Annotated in this window: 20 protein-coding genes; 11 read left to right on the top strand and 9 right to left on the bottom strand. The window is 71.5% G+C overall.

All coding sequences use genetic code 11. The annotated features are described in order from the left end of the window. Positions 1 to 302: 302 nt before the first annotated feature. The gene (locus ABZY44_RS18010; RefSeq protein WP_356654821.1) at positions 303 to 1,157 is read right to left on the bottom strand and encodes a caspase family protein; all 855 of its coding nucleotides are present in this window, start codon (positions 1,155 to 1,157) and stop codon (positions 303 to 305) included. 180 nt (positions 1,158 to 1,337) lie between these two features. On the opposite strand from ABZY44_RS18010, the gene ABZY44_RS18005 reads away from it, so the two are divergent. The 5 genes from ABZY44_RS18005 to ABZY44_RS17985 all read left to right on the top strand — a co-directional run bounded on the left by ABZY44_RS18005 (position 1,338) and on the right by ABZY44_RS17985 (position 10,055). Further along, positions 1,338 to 2,228 carry a DNA/RNA non-specific endonuclease gene (locus ABZY44_RS18005; protein ID WP_356654819.1) on the top strand — a complete coding sequence of 297 codons (891 nt, stop codon included), beginning with the start codon at positions 1,338 to 1,340 and terminating at the stop codon, positions 2,226 to 2,228. Positions 2,229 to 2,421: 193 nt separating this feature from the next. Further along, positions 2,422 to 6,534, top strand: coding sequence for an ATP-binding protein (locus ABZY44_RS18000; protein WP_356654817.1), 4,113 nt, complete (start codon positions 2,422 to 2,424; stop codon positions 6,532 to 6,534). 6 nt (positions 6,535 to 6,540) lie between these two features. After that, positions 6,541 to 7,671 (top strand): trypsin-like peptidase domain-containing protein, encoded by a 1,131-nt coding sequence (locus ABZY44_RS17995; protein WP_356654815.1) that lies wholly within the window; start codon positions 6,541 to 6,543, stop codon positions 7,669 to 7,671. 30 nt (positions 7,672 to 7,701) lie between these two features. Then, on the top strand, positions 7,702 to 8,775 hold the full coding sequence (locus ABZY44_RS17990) for a serine protease (protein WP_356654813.1): 1,074 nt from the start codon (positions 7,702 to 7,704) through the stop codon (positions 8,773 to 8,775). Positions 8,776 to 8,840: 65 nt separating this feature from the next. Further along, entirely contained in the window at positions 8,841 to 10,055 is a 1,215-nt protein-coding gene (locus tag ABZY44_RS17985) for a M4 family metallopeptidase (RefSeq protein WP_356654811.1), read from the top strand. A gap of 102 nt (positions 10,056 to 10,157) precedes the next feature. Here the strand turns inward: ABZY44_RS17985 and ABZY44_RS17980 are convergent, their stop codons facing one another. Then, positions 10,158 to 10,541, bottom strand: coding sequence for a YciI family protein (locus tag ABZY44_RS17980; protein ID WP_356654809.1), 384 nt, complete (start codon positions 10,539 to 10,541; stop codon positions 10,158 to 10,160). Between the two features lie 104 nt (positions 10,542 to 10,645). Further along, positions 10,646 to 12,325: an FAD-binding oxidoreductase gene (locus tag ABZY44_RS17975; RefSeq protein WP_356654807.1), complete on the bottom strand. Its 1,680-nt coding sequence runs from the start codon at positions 12,323 to 12,325 to the stop codon at positions 10,646 to 10,648. Positions 12,326 to 12,387: 62 nt separating this feature from the next. Between ABZY44_RS17975 and ABZY44_RS17970 the strand changes: the two genes are divergently transcribed. The 5 genes from ABZY44_RS17970 to ABZY44_RS17950 all read left to right on the top strand — a co-directional run bounded on the left by ABZY44_RS17970 (position 12,388) and on the right by ABZY44_RS17950 (position 16,632). Continuing rightward, positions 12,388 to 13,041: a TetR/AcrR family transcriptional regulator gene (locus ABZY44_RS17970; protein ID WP_356654805.1), complete on the top strand. Its 654-nt coding sequence runs from the start codon at positions 12,388 to 12,390 to the stop codon at positions 13,039 to 13,041. 65 nt (positions 13,042 to 13,106) lie between these two features. Next, the gene (locus ABZY44_RS17965) at positions 13,107 to 13,604 is read left to right on the top strand and encodes a hypothetical protein (RefSeq protein WP_356654858.1); all 498 of its coding nucleotides are present in this window, start codon (positions 13,107 to 13,109) and stop codon (positions 13,602 to 13,604) included. Positions 13,605 to 13,844: 240 nt separating this feature from the next. After that, on the top strand, positions 13,845 to 14,009 hold the full coding sequence (locus ABZY44_RS17960; protein WP_356654803.1) for a pentapeptide repeat-containing protein: 165 nt from the start codon (positions 13,845 to 13,847) through the stop codon (positions 14,007 to 14,009). A 431-nt stretch (positions 14,010 to 14,440) separates the two neighbouring features. Next, complete coding sequence (locus ABZY44_RS17955; protein ID WP_356654801.1) at positions 14,441 to 15,718, top strand: hypothetical protein; 1,278 nt, start codon at positions 14,441 to 14,443, stop codon at positions 15,716 to 15,718. A 188-nt stretch (positions 15,719 to 15,906) separates the two neighbouring features. Further along, positions 15,907 to 16,632 carry a hypothetical protein gene (locus ABZY44_RS17950; RefSeq protein WP_356654799.1) on the top strand — a complete coding sequence of 242 codons (726 nt, stop codon included), beginning with the start codon at positions 15,907 to 15,909 and terminating at the stop codon, positions 16,630 to 16,632. A gap of 124 nt (positions 16,633 to 16,756) precedes the next feature. On the opposite strand, the gene ABZY44_RS17945 is transcribed toward ABZY44_RS17950, so the two are convergent. The 3 genes from ABZY44_RS17945 to ABZY44_RS17935 form a co-directional block, all read right to left on the bottom strand. After that, positions 16,757 to 17,218, bottom strand: coding sequence for a ricin-type beta-trefoil lectin domain protein (locus tag ABZY44_RS17945; RefSeq protein ID WP_356654797.1), 462 nt, complete (start codon positions 17,216 to 17,218; stop codon positions 16,757 to 16,759). 162 nt (positions 17,219 to 17,380) lie between these two features. Then, complete coding sequence (locus tag ABZY44_RS17940; RefSeq protein WP_356654795.1) at positions 17,381 to 17,791, bottom strand: hypothetical protein; 411 nt, start codon at positions 17,789 to 17,791, stop codon at positions 17,381 to 17,383. A 725-nt stretch (positions 17,792 to 18,516) separates the two neighbouring features. Then, a complete protein-coding gene (locus tag ABZY44_RS17935) occupies positions 18,517 to 19,092 on the bottom strand; it encodes a hypothetical protein (RefSeq protein WP_356654793.1) in 576 nt (191 codons plus the stop codon). A 384-nt stretch (positions 19,093 to 19,476) separates the two neighbouring features. Here ABZY44_RS17935 and ABZY44_RS17930 point away from each other — a divergent pair, with 384 nt between their 5' ends. Next, complete coding sequence (locus ABZY44_RS17930) at positions 19,477 to 20,133, top strand: hypothetical protein (protein ID WP_356654791.1); 657 nt, start codon at positions 19,477 to 19,479, stop codon at positions 20,131 to 20,133. Positions 20,134 to 20,486: 353 nt separating this feature from the next. Here ABZY44_RS17930 and ABZY44_RS17925 read toward each other — a convergent pair whose 3' ends face one another. From ABZY44_RS17925 to ABZY44_RS17915, 3 genes are all read right to left on the bottom strand, one after another. Continuing rightward, positions 20,487 to 21,077, bottom strand: coding sequence for a hypothetical protein (locus ABZY44_RS17925; RefSeq protein WP_356654789.1), 591 nt, complete (start codon positions 21,075 to 21,077; stop codon positions 20,487 to 20,489). Then, positions 21,074 to 21,466: a PadR family transcriptional regulator gene (locus tag ABZY44_RS17920; protein WP_356654787.1), complete on the bottom strand. Its 393-nt coding sequence runs from the start codon at positions 21,464 to 21,466 to the stop codon at positions 21,074 to 21,076. Before ABZY44_RS17920 ends, ABZY44_RS17925 begins: the two co-directional genes overlap by 4 nt. 135 nt (positions 21,467 to 21,601) lie before the next feature. Beyond that, on the bottom strand, positions 21,602 to 22,258 hold the full coding sequence (locus tag ABZY44_RS17915; protein ID WP_356654856.1) for a class I SAM-dependent methyltransferase: 657 nt from the start codon (positions 22,256 to 22,258) through the stop codon (positions 21,602 to 21,604). Positions 22,259 to 22,383: the final 125 nt, after the last annotated feature.

Here is a 22,383-nt window from a genome sequence, read left to right as displayed (position 1 = left end):
GGCTGCCCGCAGCGGCGGCGAGGCGGCGACGCCCGTCGCCGGGCGGCGTTCACGTGGCCGCACGTCGTGGTGGACGTGTCGCCGCCGGGTGGACGGACAGAGTTCGATCCCCTGGATCCCGACGCGAAAGAAGCGGTCAACGACCGGTACGGTCTCTCGCCGGTGCGGGGCTCCACGGTGCAGACGCCCTATCAGAAGCTCCTTCAGGAGGCCCGCTCCGGCGGGTGAGGGGCGGCTAGCGGAGCCGCCCACGGGGCCGATGCGACGGCTCCCGGGGGCGGCCGGCCGTACGGCAGGCAAGGTCAGATGGTGAACGGCTTCTGCTTGAGGAAGCCGTCCGACGGGCTGCCCGTCGTGTAGAAGTTCGGGCTCTGGATGGCGGGCATCCGCTTTTGGATGTCGCGGTGGAAGGTGCGGTAGTCGCCCTGGAAGGCGCCCTCCCCCCACACCTTGAGGAGGTTCGCGGTGAACAGCCCGTTGACGTCTCCGTCGGACGCCACCTGGTTGTCCTGGCAGGCGGCGATGAGCACGGCGCCGGGCGCGGGGCCGCTGCCGTTGCCTTCCTTGAGCTCGCGCTGGAGACCCTCGTAGAACGCCCGGTCCCGCGCGAAGTTCTGCTGCTGCTCGAGCAGGGGCATCAGCCGGGACGCCGCCTCCACCTGGCCCGGGTCACGGGTCTGGAACTGTGACTCCAGCGCCTCCGGGGTGAGCAGTCCCTGGAGGGACTCGATGGCGCTGCCGCTGTGACAGCTGTCGAGCAGGGCGACGATCCTGACCCCCCACTCGAACCGCCCGAACTCCCGGTACAGCTCGTCGTCGAGGAACTGGCGGTCGAAGAACACCAGCGTCTCGTCCAGCCGGTCGGGCTCGTCGTCCGATCCGACGACGTTGTCCATCTGGCCGCCGTGGCCCGAGTAGGTGAAGAGCAGGATGTCGCCGCTCTTGAGCCGTCCGGCCGCCTTGCGCAGTTCCCCGGTGATGTTCTCGACCGTGCCGTCGCCGGTGAGGATCACGGTGTCGCCGAACCCGCCGGCGCGGGCCACCGCCGCCATGTCACGGGCGTCGTTCTCGCAGGCCAGGAGTTTGCCGTCCCAGCCGTCGTAGGCGTCGGGATCGACCTTGTTCAGACCGACGTGGATGGACAGGCCAGTGGGCACGGTTACTCCTCGGGGCGTGGGGGCACGGGGGGGGTCGAGAGCATGGGTTCCGCGGCCGCCGCCGCCTGAACCGGGACGCGGGGGACGCCGCCCGATCGGGCCTGCCGAGGGGGAGCCGCTGTTCGGGTGAGCCGTGACACCGGATCGTAAACGATCACTTGCGCACGGTATTGCTATTGTATGAATGCAATCGACACGCCTCCGGACCGGGCTGCGGGAGTCAGGGCGCGGCAGGACTCCTTCGCCGATCGCACCGGATACGACGAGTCCTTCCTCGGTACCGTCGTCCCGCTCCCGAAGCCGGCCGCCGCCGGGATCGAGACCGTGGTCCTCCCCTACACCCACTTCACCGTCGTCCTGCGCCCCGACCGCAGACTGGCCGCCTCCACCGCCGTCTGCATCGACGGCGAACGGCTCATCGAGGACGTACCCCGCGACGATGCCTGGGAGTTCGACCCCCGCGTACCCGAGACCCAGCAGGCCGGCAACGACATCTACCGCGACAACTCCCTGGACCGGGGGCACCTGGTCCGCCGCCTGGACCCGGTCTGGGGTGCCGCGGCCGAGGGCGACCGCGCGAACCTGGACACCTTCCACTTCACCAACGCGGCTCCGCAGCAGGACTTCTTCAACCAGGGCAAGGAGCTGTGGCAGGGGCTGGAGAACCATCTGCTGGACCACGCGGCCGAGTTCGACCGCAAGCTGTCCGTCTTCACCGGTCCCGTTCTGCACGACTCCGACCCGCCCTACCGGGGCATCCAGGTGCCGCTGCGGTTCTGGAAGGTGGCCGCTTTCATCCAGAGCGGCCGTCTGGCCGCGACCGGGTACATCCTCGACCAGAGTCCCGACCTCAGCCGGGACCGCGAGCGGGCGATGGCGGGCGCCAAGCCCGGGGATCCGCCGCCGCTCGGCCCGTACCGCACCTTCCAGGTGCCGGTCAGCGACATCGTCGAGCTCACCGGCCTCGACTTCGGGCCGCTGCCGGCCGCCGACCTCATGCCCGTCACCCGCGCACCCGCGGAGCGCTGGAAGCGCCTGGAGAGCTACGACGACGTGGTCCTGGGCGGCTGAGACCGAGGACGCGCCTGCGCAACGACGGCCGCACCGTCACGGCCGCGCCGCCCGGTACCCGCGCGGCGCGGCCGTACGGCAGGGGGTCCGCGCGCCGTTCGGCCGCGTTGCGACGGACCGGGCCGAGTGAAACCATGGCAGGTATCAGGCAGTCCGTCTTCCCATGCCGCCACGGCGGCTGTGCAGGTGCGGTATGTCTCCCAAGGACACCGAATGGGGACTCGTCACCGAAATGGTGCGGGACCACTTCTTCATTGCCGGCGAGCCCCGACCCAAGCTCGTGCAGTTCGGATTCTCACCCGAGTTCGTGAGCCGGATCCCACTGAGTTATGTGAGCAGCGACAATTCGGTCGCCCTGGTCGAGGCGGTGCGCAACAGCGGCATCGAAACCCAGCTCCAACTGCTCAGCACGCTCGTGCGGATCGACTCGCTGGCCTCCATCCCGGCCGGCAAGGAGGCCCTGCGCCTCAAGCGCGAGCTGGAGGAGGCGGCGCGGCTGCACGTCTCGCCCCAGGACTTCTTTCTCAGCAGCGTGCTGAGCAACGGCGCCGAGGTGTTCATCGACCGGGCGGAATTCAGGAAACGGCTCCGCCAATTCGTCGAGAATCTCGACAAGACGGTTCTGGTGGTGGACGGAGAGCCGGACAGCGGGCGCTCCCACAGTTACAAACTGATCCGGCACGTAGCCCAGCACTGCAATTTCCGCCCGGTGCGGGTCACGCTCAACCGGACCTCGACCGCCGACCAGGTGGTCAAGCGGCTCATCGAGTCCGTCGCGGACCCGGCCCCGGCCCCGGCGGCCTCGAACACGGCCTCCTCGCCGTTGAATCCGGCACTATTGAACGATCCACTTCCTGAGATCGACGTGGCGGTGCAGCGAGTCGTCGGACAGGCCACCACCGCCCTCGCGCAGTACTGGCTGGTGCTGGACGACTGCGACAAGCTCGACGTCAATTCCGACGTCTGGGACTGCATCGGAAAGCTGGCCCTGGCCATCTACCGCCAGAGGCCGTCGCCACCGGACGTACCGCCCCGGCTCGTGCTGCTCGGATACTCACCGACGATGCGCCAGCTCCCGTACGAGATACGCAAGAACGAGGTCAGGGACACCGCCCGGATGTTCGGTCCGGACGATCTGCAGGAGTTCTTCCGGCAGTTCTTCACGGAGGCCTCGGCGCCCGTGGACACGAAGCGTGTGGCCGGGCTCGTGGAGACGACCGTCCCCGCCGTCCTCCACGCGGGTGAGGCCTCCGGACCGGACAGCTACATGCGCAAGGTATGCGCGGCGGCAGCGGAATCGGTCCGCCTCTACGGCACGCTCCCGCCCGGCGAGGACTTCGGCGCGCGCCTGACCGAGCGGCTGCGCGCCACCGCGGCCGCCCCCGGTCCCGCGGACGTGTCGGACCTGCGCAAGGCCTACCGGGAAGCGGCTTCCCTGCTGGGCCGGTTCGACCCGGCGCGGCTGAGGCTGCCCGGCGAGGAGGCGCCTTCCGGGGCCGCGTGCGTGGAGCTGCTGCCCGACTGCCGGGCCGTCGGCGCGCGCAACACCTTCACCTGGGTACTCAAGCCGGAGGCCCGCGACACGGCGCTGCGCCACTTCGCCGCTCCGCAACCGGCCCGCCTCGCCCTGCTGGCCAACCTGGAGCAGGTCCCTCCCGGCCCGGGCCCGGAACGCACCGCGCTGGCCTATCTCGACGGCACGCCCCCGGACCTCGAGCGCCAGAAGCTGGACGAGCTGCCGCACACGCTGCAGGCGGTGTTGTGGCTCGCGCAGATCCCCGGGATCACCGGCATCCCGCAGAGCGGGGAGGTCCAGCAGCTGCTGGACCGGGCACGGCTGATGCAGCCCCTCGAACGCCTCGCACGCAGTTCCTTCCAGGGGCGCGCCGTGGAACTCGCCCGGCTGCGCGCCTACATCGGACTGCCCACGCCGTTGCAGGACGAGTTCACCCGGGAGGTCGGCAGCGGCACGAAGCGGCCGGTGCTGGTCCACGGGCTCAGCGGTGTCGGCAAGAGCGCACTGCTCACGACGTTCCTCCGGGACAGCCTGCGCGACTTCCCGACGCCGTTCCCCTTCGCGTACGTCGACTTCGCACGGCCCACCCTCTCGGTCCACGAACCGGCCACCCTGATCGCGGAGATGGCTCGCCAGCTCCGCGTCCAGTTCCCGGAGCACCACGCCGATTTCGACGCCCTGGCGCATGCGTGCGAGGAGACCGTCGGCCTCCACCGGGCCGAGGAGGACACGGTCGACGAGCTCTTCGAGCTCGCCACCACCCGGGCGACGATGGCGCGGCTCTCCCAGTCGGGCGTGCACGCCCTGTCCGCCGCGCGGGAGGGCATGCTGGCGGCCCAGCTCGCGACGCTCGTCGTCGGGGTGGTGGGGGTGCCCGCGCGGGAGCAGCCGCCCCTGGTGCTGGTGATCGATTCCTTCGAGGAGGCCCAGTACCGCGGTTCCCCGGAGCTCGGCCGCATGTGGGGTGTCTGGTCGGCGCTCCAGAAGGTGCACCCGCGGCTGCGGACCGTCGTCGCCGGACGGCTGCTGGAGCAGCATCCGGCCCGGTTGGTGGAACCCCTGACCATCGAGCTGGACGACCTCGGCCCGGAGGCCTCCGCGGCCCTCCTGGCCTGCTCCGGGGTGAGCGACGAACGGCTCGCCGGGAAACTCGCCGACCGCGTCGGCGGCAATCCCCTGAGTCTGAAGCTGGCGGCGCGGGCAGCCGTGCGGGAGGGCGACCGGGCCGGGCCGCTGAACGAACTGATCGAGAGCCTGCCCCGGCGGCGCCGGCACTTCTTCCGCAAGGTCGACGAGATGCTCATCCAGGGGATCCTGTACGAGCGGATCCTCGCGCGCGTCGAGGACGAGGACGTCCGTGCCCTGGCCCAGGCCGGAATGGCCCTGCGGACCGTCACCCCCGGGCTGATCCGCGAAGTCCTCGCCCAGCCCTGCGGACTGGCGGTGGAATCCGACGCGGAGGCGGAGCGCCTCTTCGCGCTGTTCTCCCGGCTCGACCTGGTGGAATCCGCCGGCCCGGGGAGCGTGCGCCACCGGACCGATCTGCGGGCCGTCATGCTGCGGCTGGCGGACCGCGCCCGTGCGGACGTGATGCGGGCGGTCGGGCAGCGGGCCGTCACGTACTACGCGGCCCGCGCAGGTCTGGAGTCCCGGGCGGAGGAGATCTACCACCGGCTGCGCCTGAACGAGAGCCCGCGCGAGGTGGAGCTGCGCTGGCTGCCCGGTGTCGAGCGGTTCCTGGAGGGGGCCGACCAGGACATGGCGGGACGGTCCGCCGCGTACCTCGCCGGGCGCTTCGGCGGCCACACCCCGGACGAGGTGATGGCGGAGGCGGACCAGGAGGACTGGGAGCGCATCACCGCCCGCGAGGTCGAGGACCTCCTGTCGCAGGGGTACACCGGCGCGGCCGCGGCCCGGCTCGAGGAGCGTCGCCCGTGGACCTCGGGCAGCCCGTTGCACCCGCTGTGGGTCGAGACCCTGGACCGGCTGGGGCGTCGTACCGAGGCCCGGGCGGCCGCCGACGCGGCGGTGGACCGTGCCGAGGAGGACGGCTTCCCGGGACTGCAGCTGGAGCTGCTGCTCCTCGCGGCGCGGCTGGCCGAGGCGGACGGCGAGCGGGACGCGGCCGACGAGGACCTCGCCGAGGCCGAGGCGATCGCCACGGGCCTGGGCAAGGACTTCGAGGCGCTGGGCGCCCTGCTGACCCGTGCACAGCTGGCGATGGGCACCGAGGAGCACGACCAGGAGGTCGAGAGCAGGCTGGCCGAGCGACTGCGGCGGCTGCCCGACGCGGAACTCGTCCGGCAGCCCGCCCTGGTGCGTGCCGCGGTCGCCGAGGTCTCGCGCGACCACCCGAGGATCCTGGAGCACGCGCTGGACGTCGTGGGCCTGCCCGAGACCGAGGACGGGGTCCTGGACGCGTTCGGCGAGGCGATCGCCCGCGTGGTGGCCGGCCGACCCGAGCTGCGGGCCCCGCTGCGCCGCCTCCTGGAGGACTCCGCCGGGCCGCCCGACCAGAGGTACACGACCGGGTCAGCCCACCGGGGGGTGCGGGGCATGCTGCGCGAGGCGCGCCGCCTCGGGACGCTCGACCGGCTCGCCCGGCGCCTCCTGGCCCTCGACGACCGGAGCGGCGAGCTCGCCTCGGGCGTGGCGGCCGTCATGGGCTCCGGCGCCGTCGCCCCCGTCCCGGACCTGCCCACGGGCGAGCGGCCGGCCTCGTCGGAGCGGGGCGGGGCGGACCCCTCAGCAGAGGGCCCAGGCGAAGGGAACGGCCACAGAGCGGCCTGATGGACCATGAGCGACACGTATCTGTCCCAGGACGATGTCGTACTGCTGCGGGACACGGCGGTCGAGGCGGGACTGACGGACCCGTCGCTGCGGAGCCTGCTGTTCGCGGGCATCCTCCCGAAGTACCGCGGTTCGCTGCCGCTCCTCGCGGCGCCCGGGCAGCAGGTCCACTCGGACCTCAACGAGATGAACCGGGTGGAACGCCTGATCGATGGCACCGTGCCGCTGGCCCTCTGGCTCCGCAACGCGGCCGACCAGCTCACCGACGCCGCCGCCCGCGACGTGATCCTCAAGGCACTGGACCGAGTGGCGCGCGACGCGGCCGGCGAGCCCGACGTGGCGCCTGACGTCCCTACCGGGGAGACCAAGGAGGAGATCGTCTTCCGGGACGACACGGTGCCCTTCGGCTTCCTGAACGGCGGAGCGCAGGCGGGCGCCTCGGTCGCCCGTATCAAGGTGCTGCCCTACCAGGGGGGCGCCCTGCTCCAGCCGTTGGCGCTGCCCCACAACGGCACGGGCTGGCTCATCTCCTCCGACCTGCTCGTCACCAACCACCACGTGGTCAACGCCCGCAAGCGCACCGACGGCCAGCAGCAGGTGGCGGAGCCGGCGGACCTGCGGCTCCAGGCCGAGGGATCACGCTCCCGGTTCGACTACCTGAACGAGGACGACGCGGACGTCGAGGAGGCGCGGGCGAGCGAACTCGTGGCCTGGGACGAGGAGCTCGACTACGCCGTGCTGCGCCTGGCCGGCGCGCCGCCCCGGCCCTTCCTGCGCGTCGCCACCGCGCCGCTGGCCGTGGCCAAGGACGCTCCTGTGGCGCTCAACATCATTCAGCACCCGGGCGGGGAACCGAAGCGGATCGCGCTGCGCAACAACCTCGCCTTCGAAGCGGACGACCGGGACGTGCGGTACTTCACCGACACCCGGGGCGGCTCCTCCGGCTCGCCGGTGCTGACCGACGACTGGACGGTGGTGGCCCTGCACCGGGGCACCCGCCGCGTCTCGGACGTCAGCTTCCAGGGCAAGAGCACGGCGTTCGTGAACGTCGGCACCCAATTGAGCGCCATCATGCGGCACCTGCGGGAGCACAGCCCTCAAATCCACGACGAGATCGCCGCGGCCCAGTCGCGCTGACCGGGCGGGCACGACCACAGGAGGTGTGAGATGCGCGGTGGATCACCGGTGGCGACCGGCCCCGAGCAGGTCTTCAAGGAGGATCTGCTGGAGGTGGCCGCACGCGTGCGCAAGGGGCTGAACGCGGAGATCCTGGAATCCGCCGAGGAACTTCCCCGGGAGGACGAGGCGGCCGCGCAGATCGGCCGCGCCGCCCGGGAGGAGCGGGCCACGGTGCTGGAGGCCGGCGTCCGCGGGCTGGAGAAGCTCGCCGCGGGCCGCACCGACGAGGTCGACGCGGACGAGTACTTCGGGGTGGAGGCCATCGTCCTACTCGAGGGGCGTCCCGCGATCCTGGTCCAGGGCCAGGACTTCGCCTCGCAGCCGGGCGACTGGGCGCTGCTGGACGGGCAGCGGCCGGGCATCCGGAATTCCATCGAGCGGGTCGGCCGGGTGGAGGTCTCCGGCCACGCGGAACTGGACTGGCTGGGCACGGGCTTCCTGGTGTCGCCGTTCGCGGTGATGACCAACCGCCATGTCGCGGCCGAGTTCAGCCGGGCGGACGGCGAGGGCGGGTTCACCTTCCGCCAGGGCATGGGTGCGCGTCTCGACACCGCCGAGGAACTCGGCGCGCCCGCGACCGACGGATCGCTCGAGTTCGAGGTCACCGAGGTCATCGGCATCCACCAGGACGTCGACATGGCGCTGCTCCGCGTGTCCCCCACGGCCGCCGGCGGCGGGCCCCTGCCGGCGCCCCTGCCGGTCGCCGCCGACGCCCCGCCGGACCTGCCGGGCCGGCCCGTGTACGTGGTCGGCTACCCGGCGGCCGACGGCCGCCGCAACGAGCCGGAGGCCATGCGGCGCATCTTCATGGACATCTACAACGTGAAGCGGCTCCAGCCGGGCACGGTCACGGCCCTGGTCCCGGAGGGGTCCGGGTTCACCATGACGCACGACTGCTCCACCCTCGGCGGCAACAGCGGCTCCCCGGTCTTCGACCTGGCCGATCACCGGGTGCTCGGCCTGCACTTCGGCGGCCGGTTCAGGTCCGGCAACTACGCCGTGCCGCTGTTCCACCTGACGGACGACCCGCTGCTGCGGCGGGCGGAAGTCAACTGGGTGTAGGGAGCGAACCTCCCACGCATTGCCGAATGCCCCACCGTCGGTCCTCTTCTCTTCGGAGGTGTCCTATGAGCAGGACCTCGCCGCGACTCAACTGCATCATCCCCCCGTACCTTCTCAAGAGGCTCCTGGAGAGCGAGGACGGTGAGGTGCGCCAGGCCGCCCTCGACACCCTGCTGACCACGGCTCGCCTGCGGGGTGAGCGAGCGGTCCGGGCGTCCTTCGACGGCGCGGCCGCCGCCGGGAACGGCCGGCGCACCGTCTTCGACTGCGAGCAGGGGAGTTTCCTCCCGGCCGCCGTCCTCGCCAGGCCGGAGGACGGACCGGAGTCGGTGGACGGGTCCGTGAACCGGGCGTTCGCCGGACTCGGCCTGACGCGCGATTTCTACAAGGAGGTGTTCCAGCGCGATTCGATCGACGGCCGGGGGATGCGTCTGGACGGGTACGTTCACTTCGGCGTGAAGTTCAACAACGCGTTCTGGGACGGACGCCAGATGGTCTTCGGTGACGGGGACGGCAAGCAGCTCGCCAACCTCACCGGATCCCTCGACGTGATCGCCCACGAGCTGACGCACGGAGTCACCGAACACACCGCCGGACTCGAGTACCACAATCAGTCCGGGGCCCTGAACGAGTCGGTCTCGGACGTCTTCGGGTCGCTGGTCAAGCAGTGGTCGCTCAAGCAGTCGGCCGAGGAGGCGGACTGGCTGATCGGTGCCGACGTGTGGACCCCGGGAATCGACGCCGACGCCCTGCGGTCGCTGAAGGCCCCGGGGCATGCGTACGACAACGCACTGTTCGGGAGGGACCCGCAGCCCGACCGCATGAGCAAGTTCGTCCACCTGCCCGACTCCGAGGCAGGGGACAACGGCGGGGTGCACTTCAACTCCGGTATTCCGAACAAGGCGTTCTTCCTGACGGCCGTGGGCATCGGCGGATTCGCGTGGGAGGCCGCCGGGCCCATCTGGTACGAATCGCTCAGGGCGTCCGCCTCCGGGGCCCAGTTCCAGGATTTCGCCCACACCACCTTCCAGAAGGCCGGGGAACTGTTCGGCGCCGGGAGCGCCGAGCAGTCGGCCGTGCTGGCGGCGTGGCGAGAGGTGGAGGTGCCCATCGCGGGCGTTCCGACCGGGCTCGTCCGGGCACGGAGCCTCGCGTCCAACGGGCACGGCGGCGCGGGCCGGCAGGACGACCTGGCAGCCCTGACCAGGCAGATCGGGGAACTGAGCGCCAAGATGACGGGACTGGCCAAGGATGTGAACGCGTTGAAGGCATCCAGGTGACCGGCGGGAACCGCCGTTGCCCGGTCCTCGGGCGAGTGTCACGAGGTCGCGCACGATGAAGGTGACTCTCGCGGCACACGGCGGGCTGGCGGCGGCCAACTTTCAGGCCGCCGTGGGGGCCCCGGGAATCGGGTGCACCTCGACCGGATCGCTGCCGGGCTTCCCACCGGGACCGGGGCAGGCCGACGCCCGTGCGGCGATCTCCAGGGCCCGTTCCTCGCTCTTCACGTCGACCACCCAGTAGCCGGCCAGGATGTGCCCCGCCCAGGCCGGCCCGTCGGTCACGCGCGGTCGTCCGTCGCTTCCGGCCCGCACCGTCTTGACCAGCGAGGGGCCGCCGAGACCCTGCCCGTCCACCCACTCCCCCGCGGCGGTGAGGTCGTTGTTGAGGGCGTTCATGTGGGCGAACATCGCCTGCATGTCGTGCGGGGAGTACGACGCCATGATGGCGTCCCACTCGGCGGCCGGCACGTTCATCTGGATCATGTATTTCATGTTCCCTCACCCTCTCGGGGCTGCTGCTGGGCATCTCGAGCGTACGAGAAGGTAGACAGCCGGGCGCCGTGAAACTCATCGGAACTCAGCGGTTCTCATCGGAACTCACCGGGCTCATCGGTACTCCTCGATACTCGGTGTCCTCGGGCCGCCGCGCCGTCCCGTCGGCCGGGCAGGGGGTCGATCAGCACGCCGGGGTTGAGGATCGCCGCCGGGTCGAGTACCGCTTTGCCGGCCTGGAGGGCGGCGGCGAAGAGGCCGGGGCGCTGCTGGTCGTACCACGGGCGGTGGTCACGGCCCACGGCGTGGTGGTGGGTGATGGTGGCTCCGCAGCCGATGAGCGCCTCGGAGACCGCCGCTTTGATCTCGTCCCACTGCTCCACCGTCCTGCCCCACGTTCCGGCGGCGTAGATGCCGAAGTACGGGGCGGGGCCGTCCGGATAGACGTGGGAGAACCGGCAGGTCACCACGCCCACGGCGCCGACCTGGCGCATGGCGTCCCGGGCCGCGTCGTCGACGGCGGCGCGCAGTCGGTCGAACCGATCCCACGTGCACGCGGTCTCGAACGTCTCCACGATCATGCCCTGGGCCGCGAGCGCGTCCCGCTGGTACGGCATCCGGAGGAAGGAGGAGCGCCAGGTGTCCGCGGCCGCGCCGCGCGCGGGCCGGTCGGGGCTGTCGGTAGGGCGCGGCCCGCCGGACAGGACACCCCCGTGGTCCCGGCACAGTTCCAGCGCTCGTTCCATCGGGGCCGTGACGGGGTGATCGGCCGACTCGAACCCGAGCACCAGGACGGATGTCGCCGAGCCGGCGTTGATCAGCGCCTCCATGGGGTCCAGGAGCCTGCAGTTCGCCGGGTCGAGCCCGGACTGCGACAGAGCGCGTACGGCCTGTACGCCCTCCTCGTAGTGCGCGAAACCCACCGAGGCCCCGGACCGCCAGCGGGGCCGGGCCTGGAGCCGGACCCACGCCTGGGTGATGACGCCGAGCGCGCCCTCGGAGCCGAGGAACATCCGGTCGGGGGAAGGCCCGGCACCGGAGCCCGGCAGCCGCCGGGTCTCGACGGCGCCGGCGGGGGTGATGACCCGTAGCGATTCGACGAGGTCGTCGATGTGGGTGAGCCGCGTCGCGAAATGGCCGCCCGCGCGGGTGGCCAGCCACCCGCCGAGACTGGAGAACTCGAAGGACTGGGGGAAGAAGCGCAGGGTGTACCCCTGATCGCGGAGCTGCGCCTCCAGGTGCGGGCCCAGAACGCCCGCCTGGACGAGCGCGGCCCGGCTGGTGGTGTCGACCTCGAGCACCCGGTTCATCGAGGTCAGGTCCAGGCTGACCACCCCGGAGTACCCGTCACCCACACGGGGTTCGACGCCTCCCACGACGGAAGTGCCACCTCCGAAGGGGATCACGGCGATGTTCTCGTCCGTGCACCACTCGAGCACCCGCACGACATCGGCCTCGGACGTGGGCCGCATGACGAGGTCCGGGACGTGGGGCAGCTTCCCCAGCAGCGCGCGCACCACGTCGCGGAACGCCTGCCCGTGGCTGTGCGACAGCCGGTCGGACGTGGCGGCCGATGCGCACGGTGCCAGCGCCGGTGGCGCCTGGACCCGGCCGGCGGGCAGGTCGAACGACGCGATCGGCGGTGCCTCGTGCACGGCCAGATCCGCGCCCGGCAGCATCTCGGCGACGCGCCGGGTGAGTTCTCGGCGCTCCGGGCCGACCACCGCGTCCTCGACGTTTCCCCATCCCCACCACGAACGCGTCGTCCCGCTCACTGCCCCACCTATCTGAACGTCGGGTAAGTTACCGGGCGGTCAGATTGGCATAGGATGAGGTCATGAGCAAGCACGAGAGCGTCCCCGCCGCCCCCGTCCCCCGGCGGGCGGGCACGAAGGGGATGCCTCGCAGGGACCGGGAGCGCCTGATCCTGGACGCGGCAGCGGAGGAGTTCGGCACGAAGGGCTACGCCCGCGGGTCGACGGCGGCCCTCGCTGCCCGGGCGGGCATCACCAAGCCGATGATCTACGAGTACTTCTCGTCGAAGGACGGCCTCTATCTGGCCTGCCTCGACCGGGCGGGGTCCCGCCTCGCGGCAGCCGTCGCCTCAGCGCAGACGGGACCGTCCGACCTCACCCGTGCCTCGCGCACGCTGGAGGCCGTCTTCCGGGCCCTCGAAGGTCGCCTGTACGACTGGGGGCTCGTCTACGACCCGACCTTGCCGGCCGAAGGGGAGCTCCACCGCGCCGCGGTCGTGTACCGGCGGGAACTGAACCGCATGGGCGCCGTCGGCGTGGCCGCATTCCTCGGCGCCTGCGCGGCGGACGATCCGCTCGACGCCGACCTCGTCACGCACCTGTGGTACGGGGCCGTGAGCGCTGCCGTCGCCTGGTGGCGCGGTCACCCCGAGCAGAGCGCCGAGGACATGGTCACGCGGATCCAGCGCGTCTTCGCCGCGTCGGCGCTTCCCGGGGCGCCGTCCCGGCGGCCCTGACCGCGGGACGACCGCCACGGCGCCGGGCTTCGTCGCACGGCTCGCATACTGGTCCGATGAGCCAGATGTCCCCGCACCGTCGATTCCGGGACCCCCGCAGCACTCCGTACGACTTCCTCACCTCCGTCCTGGTCTGCTGCCCCGGCTGCGCGAAGCTCGCGCACGTCGGGCCCGCACCGGACCCGGCCGGCGCGCACGACCGAGGCCTCTTCGCGCCGCGGCGTCTCGTCTGCCGGAACTGCGGGACGGCGAAGGAGTGGACCGGTGGATCGGTGGCCTGGCACCGGAGCCCGCACGAACCGGCCACGGACCCGCACTTCGACGTCCGTCTGTGGCTGCAGACCGAGACCCGTCACGGATGGGTATGGGCGTACGGCCCGGAACACCTGGGCCTGATCCGACGATTCGTCGAGGCGCCGCTGCGCGAGGGAATTCCCTGGCACGACCACGGCCGGAAGATGACCGTGGTGGCCCGCTTGCCCGCCTGGATGAAGCAGGCCAAGAACCGCGACGAGGTACTGCGGGCCATCGCCCGCATCCACGCCTCACTGCTCCGCACCTGACCCGTCGTACGCCACCGAGGCGGCCCCCACGCGCCTGGGAACCCCGCCTGTCGCCACCGGGGCGGGGAGCGGGGCGACACGACCGTTGCGGACCTTGATCCCGGCTTTCGACAGGACGGCGTGCTAAAGATGAGGGGCAAATAATCCCAAAGTAGGAGGTATGCCACAATGCGTTCAACTCTTCTCCGTGTAGCGGCCGCGCTGAGTGCCGCCGCGGTTCTGGCTCTCTGCGGCGCAGGAGTGGCCAGCGCCGACGGCGTGGGCAACGCGGGCATCGGGAACTCGGGCGTCGGGAACGCCGGCATCGCCAACTGGGGCCTGGGCAACGCGGGCTTCGCCAACACCGGCATCGGCAGCCACGGCATCGGGAACTCGGGCATCGGCAGCTCCGGCATCGGGAACTGATACGGCCTCACCGCCCCTGCTCCACCAGTCCGGCTCGTGCGCATGCTGCGCGCTCGGCGAGCAGCATGCGCCCCTGCACCCCTCCTTCACCGCCAGGAACGGCAACCGGTGCGGCACGACCGCCCGGACCGGCGGGTCATGAAGGGTGCAAGGCACGACACGGAACGGCACGGCACGGCACGCCATGGGCGATGTCTCCCTCGGCCTGACAGCCCGACAGTCTCTGGCCCCAGGGTCCAGGTGGCGGGCACCCCCCGTCGTCGCCCACTTCGACAGCCCTCGGCACCCGCTGCCCCGCTCTTCGGAGAACCCCGCGTGCCCGCTCCGACCGGGCCGCCCAGCCGGCTCTTCGGCGCCTGACCGCTCTCCCCCCGGCGACGGATGTGAGGCGCGTGCGGATCGGGGGGCCCGGGTATGAGTACCGTCTGCTCATGCACATCAACGGACCGGGACAGCAGCGGGGGCACGTCCTCCTCATAGCCGGGGACGCCTCCGTGCGCCGGCGCACGGTACAGCTCGCGCCCAGTGCCAATCTCGCCGCACTCGCGATGGTGCCGGCCTCGATGCTGCTGGGCAGCGAACTCCCCAGCGACACCGTGTACCTCGACGGGGCCCGCGACCCGAACACCGTACTGGCGCGGCTGCGCACGGCGGCCGCGACGCCGGGCCCGCTGCTGCTCTACCTGTCGGGCCGGCTCACCGTGGACCGCCGGGGCCGCCGCCTCCACCTGGCCCTGGCCGGGACCACGTCGGCGACCGTCCGCTACACCGCGCTGCCCTGGGACTGGCTGGGCAGCGAACTGCGCGAACGCCCCGCCGGCCTGACCACCGTGCTCCTCGACCTCGCCGCCGACAAGGACGCCTGGCCGCTGCTGCGGGAGTACGGCAGCCTGCCCGCTCCTGCGTGCGCCGAGGTGTACGGGGTGGTCCGGCCGCCGGCGTTCGCCACGGGGGACGGGGCCGTGAGCGGTTACACCCGGCAGTGGATCGACCAGCTCCGCCACAGCCCCGTCCGACCCGCCAACGTCCAGCTGCACGCCCTGGCCGCGGGTACGGCAGCCCTGCCGCCGGGCGCCCTCGTCCTGCCGACCGCCCGCGAACTCGCCCTGCGCCCCGCCCCGCACCAGGAACAGCACCAGGAACAGCGGCAACAACAGCAGGCGTGGCAGGAGCTGCCCCGCCCGCACCCGCAGCAGCCGGTCCCGGGCTCCGCCGTCAGCTCCGCACCCGACTCGACCCCCACCGCGGCTGCCGCCCCGGCTCCGGGCCGGGATCCGCGGCCGCACATCCACGCGCTGGCCAGCGCGGGCCGCCATCCGGAGGCGGCCGCCCTCGCCCGGGCCTGGGAAGAGCACGTCCTGCACACGTGCGGGCACACCTCCGTGGAGGCGATCGAGTGGGCGGAGATCCGCGCCGATCTGGCGCGGATGGCGGGCGATTTCGCGACGGCGACCCGACTGTGGCTCGGCGCCGGGCAGGCCCGCCTGACCCGCGAGGGCGCCGAGGACCCGCACCTACAGGCCGCGGCGGCCGGGGCCCTGTACTGCTGGACCCAGCTCAAGGACCGGGCCCCGGCCCTCGAGTCCGGCCCCGAGCTGCTCCGTCTGCTGAGCGCCCTGCCCGCTCTGGACCCGCGCTACCTGGCCCTGACGCGGGCACGGCTGGAGACACTCGCCTCACCCCAGCACCCCCGCGCCCTGCACAACTGAACCCGACGCCCCGTCCCCGCCCCGATCCGCCCGTCTCCAACCGCCCCACCCCGCGCACGCGAGCGGCCCCCGCAAGACTCCTGCGGGAAGCCGGGGCGGGACGGGGCGGTCGGGGCACCGCATGGGAACCCGTCTCCAGCGCGACACCGAGGGCGGATGGCGCGGGGCGGGCAGGCGATCATAGAGGCATGACGCGGTGGATCCGGATTCACGAAAGCGAGTACGGCCTCTGGTCGTACTTCGAACTCGACGACGAGGGGTGGGCTCGACGCCAGGTCGGCCTTCGGAGTTCTGATCACCAGCCGATGGTCGGGGCAGACCTGGCCGAGGTCCTTCGGCTCAGGGGTCAGGCCGACTTCGAGGCCCTGTCGGCGTACGAGCACCGGTACGGCGTCCTCGCGGAGGGCAGTTTCCGCGGCTGGGGAGAAGCCGAAGGAGCGTCAGAGATCTCCGGAGACGCCTTCGAGCAGGTCTGGCACCATGCCCGCACACGACTCGACGGGGTGGCGGGGACCGCGGCCGAGGCCGGCTCCGAGGGCAGCTCCGATCGCTCGGAGGCCGGTATGACACGCGACGAGCTGTCGGCGCTGCTGGACGAGGACACCACCGCATGCCGACCGGCCCGGGCGGCCCTGTTGTCCGGGGGCCACTTCGCGGTCGGTGACGGTCTGGTCCCGGCGGGTCGGCTGGGATCCGCGTACGGCATGCGGCTGAGACGCATCCGGCTCCGTGGCCAGCAGACGCTCGCCCTCGAGGAAACCGTGAGCATCCTCCAGCGCGCTGCGGACGAGCCGGTCCGGACGGGCGAGATCACCGCCACGGACCGGTCCTGGACCTTCATGCTCTTCCTCGACGCCACGGCGTCCACGGTGCTCGCCTGTGGTGGAGTCTCACCCCCACCGGCCGAGGAGTGACGAGCCCGTAGTCGGTCCGCAGACTGGTCCGGACCGAGCACGGCCGGACCGCCGGACGGCCGGACGGCCGAAGGACCGGTGTCCGGCCGAGCAGTACCGCGGCTCGGCCGGACGGGGCGTCAGGTCAGAGGATCTTCCATCCCTGGTACGGGTTTCCCCGCGAGGGGTCCTTCATGTAGGCATTGCCCTGGGTATCGGAATCCAGGACGTTCAGGTAGTAGTCGTTGAGCAGCATGCTGGGGCCCCACTGGTAGGTGTTGGCCCAGGTCTGGCCTTGCGAACGTCCGCAGCTGGCCCCGCGCACCGATTCGGCGTCGACGGCGGTGAGGCACAGTCCCGTGGCGACGCTCTGCAGTCGCCCGTCGCTGAAGCGCCGCCAGTGCTGATACGGGTTGTCCACACTGCAGCCCTTCGTATAGATGTTTCCGCTCTTGTCTCCGTCGAGACAGAGAGCGGTCTGGACGTTCTGGATCATCCCGGGCCCGATGCTGTTCGCAGGGGTGTCGGCGACAGCCGTGGAGGGCGCCATGATGACGCCCGCACATGCGGCGGCCAGGACTCCGGCCACGCCCGTTCTCGTCTTCATCGGAACTCTTTTCGCTTCGCGAGTCGTCCTCGCTGGATGTACAAAATGACGTGCCGTCACATGGGGTGAGCGGGGCGGACACGCCCCGGTTCTGCCGACTGCCCGTACCGCGCCCACCCCCGGCCCTACCGCACGCGACACTGCTCCGGGGGCCGGGCCTGGTCAGTCGGGGTCGGGCATGGGGCGCCAGCCGCTCCATGCGCCGTCGTGGCTGCGGAGGTTGACATAGCGCCAGCCGTCGGGGGTCGGGACGCTCAGGGCGAACTTCCAGGGGTCGCCCTGGCTCCAGCGGTCGATGACGACGACCGGGCCGGAGACGACCCCGCCCATGGACTGCCAGCCGCTCCACTTCCCGCTCCGGTCGTTCCAGCGGGTCCACACCGCCGAGTCGGTGCCGACCAGGAACTGCTGCTTCGTACCGTCGGGGAGGGAGTGGACGGTGACCCCGTACTCGCAGATGTAGACGGCGCCGCCACTCCCCTTGCAGTGGCTCACCGCCTGGGCGGGCGCGGCCGTCACGGCGAGACCCGCCAGGACGGCGGCCGCGAGAACGGCGGCCCTGATCCTCTTCATTTCCGTTTGCTCCTTGCTCCGACGCGCAGGCGGACCTGCTGACGGCCTCGAGCCTGCCGCCCGTCGCAAACGTTCCGCTAACGCTCCGCTGCCGCCGAGGCCTCCCGGCGTCGGCCCGGTCCGGTTTCCGTACCCTGCCCGGCTCAAAACGGTCCGTCGACCCGCGCGGCACCGCCGGCGGCCGCCTCCACCTGCCAGGCGGTGAGCATCCCCTGCGGGTCGAACCACCCTCAGGGAGACGGGACGCCGGGCCCGCCGTCGGCCGGACCCGTCCACTCCCGGGCCCGGTCGCGGATCCAGGCGCCGGCGCCCACGAGGACCGCGGTCCCCAACCCGTACACCGGCAGCCGCAAGATGGTGGTGGCCGAGAGGCATGCGGCCACGGCCTTACGGGCCTGCACCCCCGGCTGTACGCGTGGTGTGTGAGATATGCGGATGGGGGCGGGCTGACTCTGCGGAACGTCGGCGCCGAGAGTCGGTACGGGTGCAGGCGGCCGAGTTTGTTCGAGCAGAAGATCAAGCTGTCGGAGGTCGCAGCATGGGGAGCGGGACTTCATCGCGCTGGTCGACGGAGTCCACCAGCCCGTCAGGTCACCGCTCGTCCTGGTTTGGGACCGCCTCAACACCCACGTCCCCCGCAGGATGCGGGACCTCGTCGCCGAGCGTAAATGGCTAACGGTATTCCTTGACCCTCGACGCACCCGCCTCATCCTGATAAGCCGAAGTCAGTAGGCGGGGCAGTTCTCTCCCTTGAGCACAGCCTTGAAACTTGCGGTGTCTGCGATGATCCCCCCAGCCGCGGGCATGGAGCTGCATACCTTCCACAGCCCGCTGGGGAGGACCTCGCGTCCCGCGCCGGTTGCATCAGTCGCGGTGACCGACGGGATGAGGACCAACTGGTTTTCGGCGTCCATCAAGTTCTTGCCGACATAGTTCGGCATCAGGTCTCCAGGCCGCGCCTGCCAGCCCTTGCTGTCCCTCGGGCAGTACTCGCCTTCCTTGACCGCCCAGAAGACAATCAGGGCGTCCGGGTCTACATCGCCCGCTCCCGGAGTCTGGCTGCACACCCTCCAGTTGCGGTCCCAGACTTGAGCCCGTCCCATGCCAAGCCCGCCCTCCGAGCTCAGGTTGTAAAAGCCCGCTTGCTGCGCCGAATCCTGGGCAACCTGGAGGCTCTGGCCACCGACCTCCGGCAGTTCCTCGGTGAAGGCGCACCCTGCTAGCCCCGCGGCAAGCACGGCCGCCAGCAGTCCCCCCACAGCAATTCTGCACGCGCGACGAACCCTGTCCATGGCCCCCATGAGTCGAACTTGAATACTTCGGAGGCGCGAGCGCAGCGCGCCCCTCCGCGCCTGAGTGCTCGACTTATCCCCCGGGCCTACTCCTCCCGGGCGGCTGCAAGCACGTCCTCCGGACCTACTGTAAGGCCGCGCCCCTGCCTCGAGGCGGCGGTGCGGTGTGAGGTCCCGGTGCCTTGTCTGGCCGAGAGGCGGAGGGGCACGCCGTCCGAGTCGAGACCCTCAACGGCTTCATCGCCGGCACCGCCTCACCTTCGACACACCAGCTTCACCCTGACATGCCGAAGTCAGTCGGGACGTCATCGCTGACGGCCTCTATGATCACGACCGGGGGTGTTGGTGTTGAAGGCGACATGGGGGCGATCCGTCGGGGCCGCGGTTCTCGCGATGACGGTGATTTCGACGGGCGGGTGCAGCGCCGGAGGGTCGGTCGGCAAGGGGGCCCCGCTGACGCCCGGCGCGACGGCCACACCGCAGGTCACGAAAGCAGCCGCGGCCACCGGGCCAGGGGCGCCCGAGAAGTCTGCGCGGATCACCCCGGAGGACAGCAAGCTGCTCGAACGCTTCCGTGAGAACAGGTTGCCTGCGGGCTACGAACAGCCGTCCGAGGACACCCTCGCGGTGATCCTCCGCGGAGCCGAAGGCGCCGGCCACCTGGGCTGGATGGCGGACGAGCAGACGTACTGCTTCGCCTCGACCCGCGCGAGCGGATCGACCTCCACACGGTGTGAGCGGCTCCCCGCCCGGCACGCCCCGCACATCGCGGCCGGCCCGCACCTCGACGGCCACCTCATAGGCGAGGAGTACCACTACTACACCGCGCTCGTCCTCGACGGGCGGGGCCGTTTCTCCTTCACGGGCCCCAGCAAGAGTTTCGGACCGGTGCACCAGGCCACGGTGGTGTTCCCTTCGGGCAGGACGGCCGCCCTCCTCGTCTACGAGATCCTCGACGGGCACCTCGACGCCGCCGCCGAGATCTGCGACGACGGCCGCGCCCACTGCTTCACGGCAACCGCCACGATGGAAGACCCGGACAGTCCCTGACAGTTATCCCGTCATCGCTGGTCACGAGTGAGATGATCTCGCGGTGGCTGGTGTGATCACGGCGTCGGAGCCGCTTGGATGGCTCCATTCAGCGGGCTGAGCCCACGGTAGGCTGAACGACGCCTACGACCCCTACGACCCGAACGTGGTGAGGCGGTCGGCGCAGGACTTCATGGGGCAGGCGGCCTTCCACCACGCCAACTCCCCTACCTGGGCCTCCTCGGCGCGCCTGACGTGCAGTCGGGTCCAGTGGTGACCCCTCGTCACCCCCGCCGGCAAGACCGGCGCCCCCATCCAGATCGTCGGCAGCGGGATCGAGCAGGGGGCCGCCCGGGCCCGTACGGCATGCTCCCTCAGGCGCGGCGGACCCGCCAGAGCCATGCCGCCGTGCCGGCCAGGAGGGCCAGAGTCACCAGGTTGGCCAGGAGGGCCGGGGTGCCGGCCGGCCCGCCTGACTGGTTGTAGGCGACGATGACGGCCGTCGGCAGGACGGCGGTGAGCAGGACACCGGTCGTCTTCTGGACGGCGCTCCAGTGCACCGAGGTGCAGAGCAGGACCGCGCCGGTGATGCGGAACAGGACGCCGATCACCGGCCCGAGGTGGTCGGGGAAGACCATGATGAAGGCCAGCGAGAGCGTGAGCATCAGGAGCGGGACCAGGGGGTGCACCTTGCCTCGCCGGTCGGGTGTGCCGGCTCCGCTCCCGGCCGAGGTCCCGGGGGCCCCGTTCCCCGCCTCGGCCAGCGCCGTCGCCGCGATCGTGCGGGGGTCCCCCAGCTCCGCGAGGATCTCGCCGATCGCGGCGTGGGGGCGCTCCGCACACGTCACCTCGATGTGCTCGGCGAGGTCGGCGAGGAGTTCCTGGCGACGGTCGGCGGGCAGTGCGGAGCCCTCGCGTTCGACGGCGGAGAGGTAGTCGCTTATGCGGTCGGCAGAGGTCTTCATGCGAGGTCTCCGGTGGAGGGGTGCGGGGTGGTCAGGAAGGCGTCGACGGCGTTGCGGAAGCCCGGCCAGACGCGGGTGAACTCGTCGAGCGCGGCCCGGCCGCTGTCGGTGAGCACGTAGTAGCGACGGGGCGGTCCGGAGGCGGATTCCTGCCAGGTGGTGGTGACCAGGTCGTCGCGGCGGAGGCGGGAGAGCAGCGGGTAGACCGTGCCCTGACTGGTGGCCAGGGCACCGGACTCCTCCAGGGCGTGGAGGAGTTCCACGCCGTAGCGGGGACGGTCCCGCATCAGGGCGAGCACGCAGTACTCCAGGACGCCCTTGCGCAGTTGGGCGGCCGCCCGGGCCTGCTTCGCCGAATCGCCTGGTTCGCCTGGTTGACCTGGTTCCATGCGATGCAAGATACCTGGCGAGACAAAAGAACGTGGAGGGGGGCCGACCGCGGCCTCGGTGATCTCCACCGGCCCGGGCAGTCCGGCGCCGCCCCGGACGTCCGGGACGTCCCGCTGCGGGGGCGATCCGCCCGGTCAGGTCCGGGCGATCAGGGCGTACCTCTCGTCGGTGACCGGTCCTCCCCACAGGTCGCCGTTCTCGCTGAGCGGTTCGATGCGCAGGGTGGATACGAGCGGACGGACGGCGGCTGCCAGGTCGTCGGCGGTGACACCGCCGTGCCAGGGCAGCGAGTCGGCTCCGGCGACGTACGGCGCGCCGCTCTGGCCCGCTGCGTGCCACCGTCCCTCGACGAGCACCAGCCGGCCGCCCGGGCTGAGGCGTGCGACCCATGCGCGGAGCGCCGCCCCGGGGTCGGGCAGGGTCCACAGCAGGTGCCGGGAGAGGAGGACGTCGTACCGTGCCTTGCCGGTCGGCGGAGCGGCGGCGTCACCGACGAGGAACCGGCCCGCGAAGCCCGCGGCCAGAAGCTTGGCCTTTGCCTTCTCCACCATCCTCGGCGCCAGGTCCACGCCGGTGACCCGGTGCCCGGCCTCGGCCAGCAGCAGGGACAACGACCCGGTGCCGCAGCCGACATCGAGGACGTCGGCCGCCCCGGTGGGCAGCCAGGAATGCAGGAGCCGGGCCCACGCGGCCCGGGTGTGCTCCTGGCGCAGGCCGTGATCCGGCTCCGCGTCGAACGACGCCGCGGCGGCGTCCCAGTACGCGGCGATGGCAGGGGTGGGATCGGACATGACCGAGATCATGCCCGCTCCCACCGACGGCACACGCGGTGGAAGCCAGAGCGCGACGGCGCGGTCGGTGATCTCCATACCCGGTGCGCGTTCGTCGAGCCGCACCTCGAAGCGCTGGGCGTCCG

This window comes from Streptomyces sp. NPDC006544, from assembly GCF_040611715.1.
Lineage (GTDB): Bacteria > Actinomycetota > Actinomycetes > Streptomycetales > Streptomycetaceae > Streptomyces.
This window is presented reverse-complemented; position numbering and strand designations above follow the sequence as displayed.

Bases quoted from the DNA above. Each gene is read 5' to 3' on its own strand.
- ABZY44_RS17995 (WP_356654815.1), top strand. From the start codon at position 6,541: ATGAGCGACACGTATCTGTCCCAGGACGATGTCGTACTGCTGCGGGAC.
- ABZY44_RS17985 (WP_356654811.1), top strand. From the start codon at position 8,841: ATGAGCAGGACCTCGCCGCGACTCAACTGCATCATCCCCCCGTACCTT.
- ABZY44_RS17925 (WP_356654789.1), bottom strand. From the start codon at position 21,077: ATGAAGACCTCTGCCGACCGCATAAGCGACTACCTCTCCGCCGTCGAA.
- ABZY44_RS17990 (WP_356654813.1), top strand. From the start codon at position 7,702: ATGCGCGGTGGATCACCGGTGGCGACCGGCCCCGAGCAGGTCTTCAAG.
- ABZY44_RS18000 (WP_356654817.1), top strand. From the start codon at position 2,422: ATGTCTCCCAAGGACACCGAATGGGGACTCGTCACCGAAATGGTGCGG.
- ABZY44_RS17945 (WP_356654797.1), bottom strand. From the start codon at position 17,218: ATGAAGACGAGAACGGGCGTGGCCGGAGTCCTGGCCGCCGCATGTGCG.
- ABZY44_RS18005 (WP_356654819.1), top strand. From the start codon at position 1,338: ATGAATGCAATCGACACGCCTCCGGACCGGGCTGCGGGAGTCAGGGCG.
- ABZY44_RS17920 (WP_356654787.1), bottom strand. From the start codon at position 21,466: ATGGAACCAGGTCAACCAGGCGAACCAGGCGATTCGGCGAAGCAGGCC.
- ABZY44_RS17940 (WP_356654795.1), bottom strand. From the start codon at position 17,791: ATGAAGAGGATCAGGGCCGCCGTTCTCGCGGCCGCCGTCCTGGCGGGT.
- ABZY44_RS17935 (WP_356654793.1), bottom strand. From the start codon at position 19,092: ATGGGGGCCATGGACAGGGTTCGTCGCGCGTGCAGAATTGCTGTGGGG.
- ABZY44_RS17970 (WP_356654805.1), top strand. From the start codon at position 12,388: ATGAGCAAGCACGAGAGCGTCCCCGCCGCCCCCGTCCCCCGGCGGGCG.
- ABZY44_RS17915 (WP_356654856.1), bottom strand. From the start codon at position 22,258: ATGTCCGATCCCACCCCTGCCATCGCCGCGTACTGGGACGCCGCCGCG.
- ABZY44_RS17930 (WP_356654791.1), top strand. From the start codon at position 19,477: ATGACGGTGATTTCGACGGGCGGGTGCAGCGCCGGAGGGTCGGTCGGC.
- ABZY44_RS17980 (WP_356654809.1), bottom strand. From the start codon at position 10,541: ATGATCCAGATGAACGTGCCGGCCGCCGAGTGGGACGCCATCATGGCG.
- ABZY44_RS17950 (WP_356654799.1), top strand. From the start codon at position 15,907: ATGACGCGGTGGATCCGGATTCACGAAAGCGAGTACGGCCTCTGGTCG.
- ABZY44_RS17955 (WP_356654801.1), top strand. From the start codon at position 14,441: ATGCACATCAACGGACCGGGACAGCAGCGGGGGCACGTCCTCCTCATA.
- ABZY44_RS17965 (WP_356654858.1), top strand. From the start codon at position 13,107: ATGTCCCCGCACCGTCGATTCCGGGACCCCCGCAGCACTCCGTACGAC.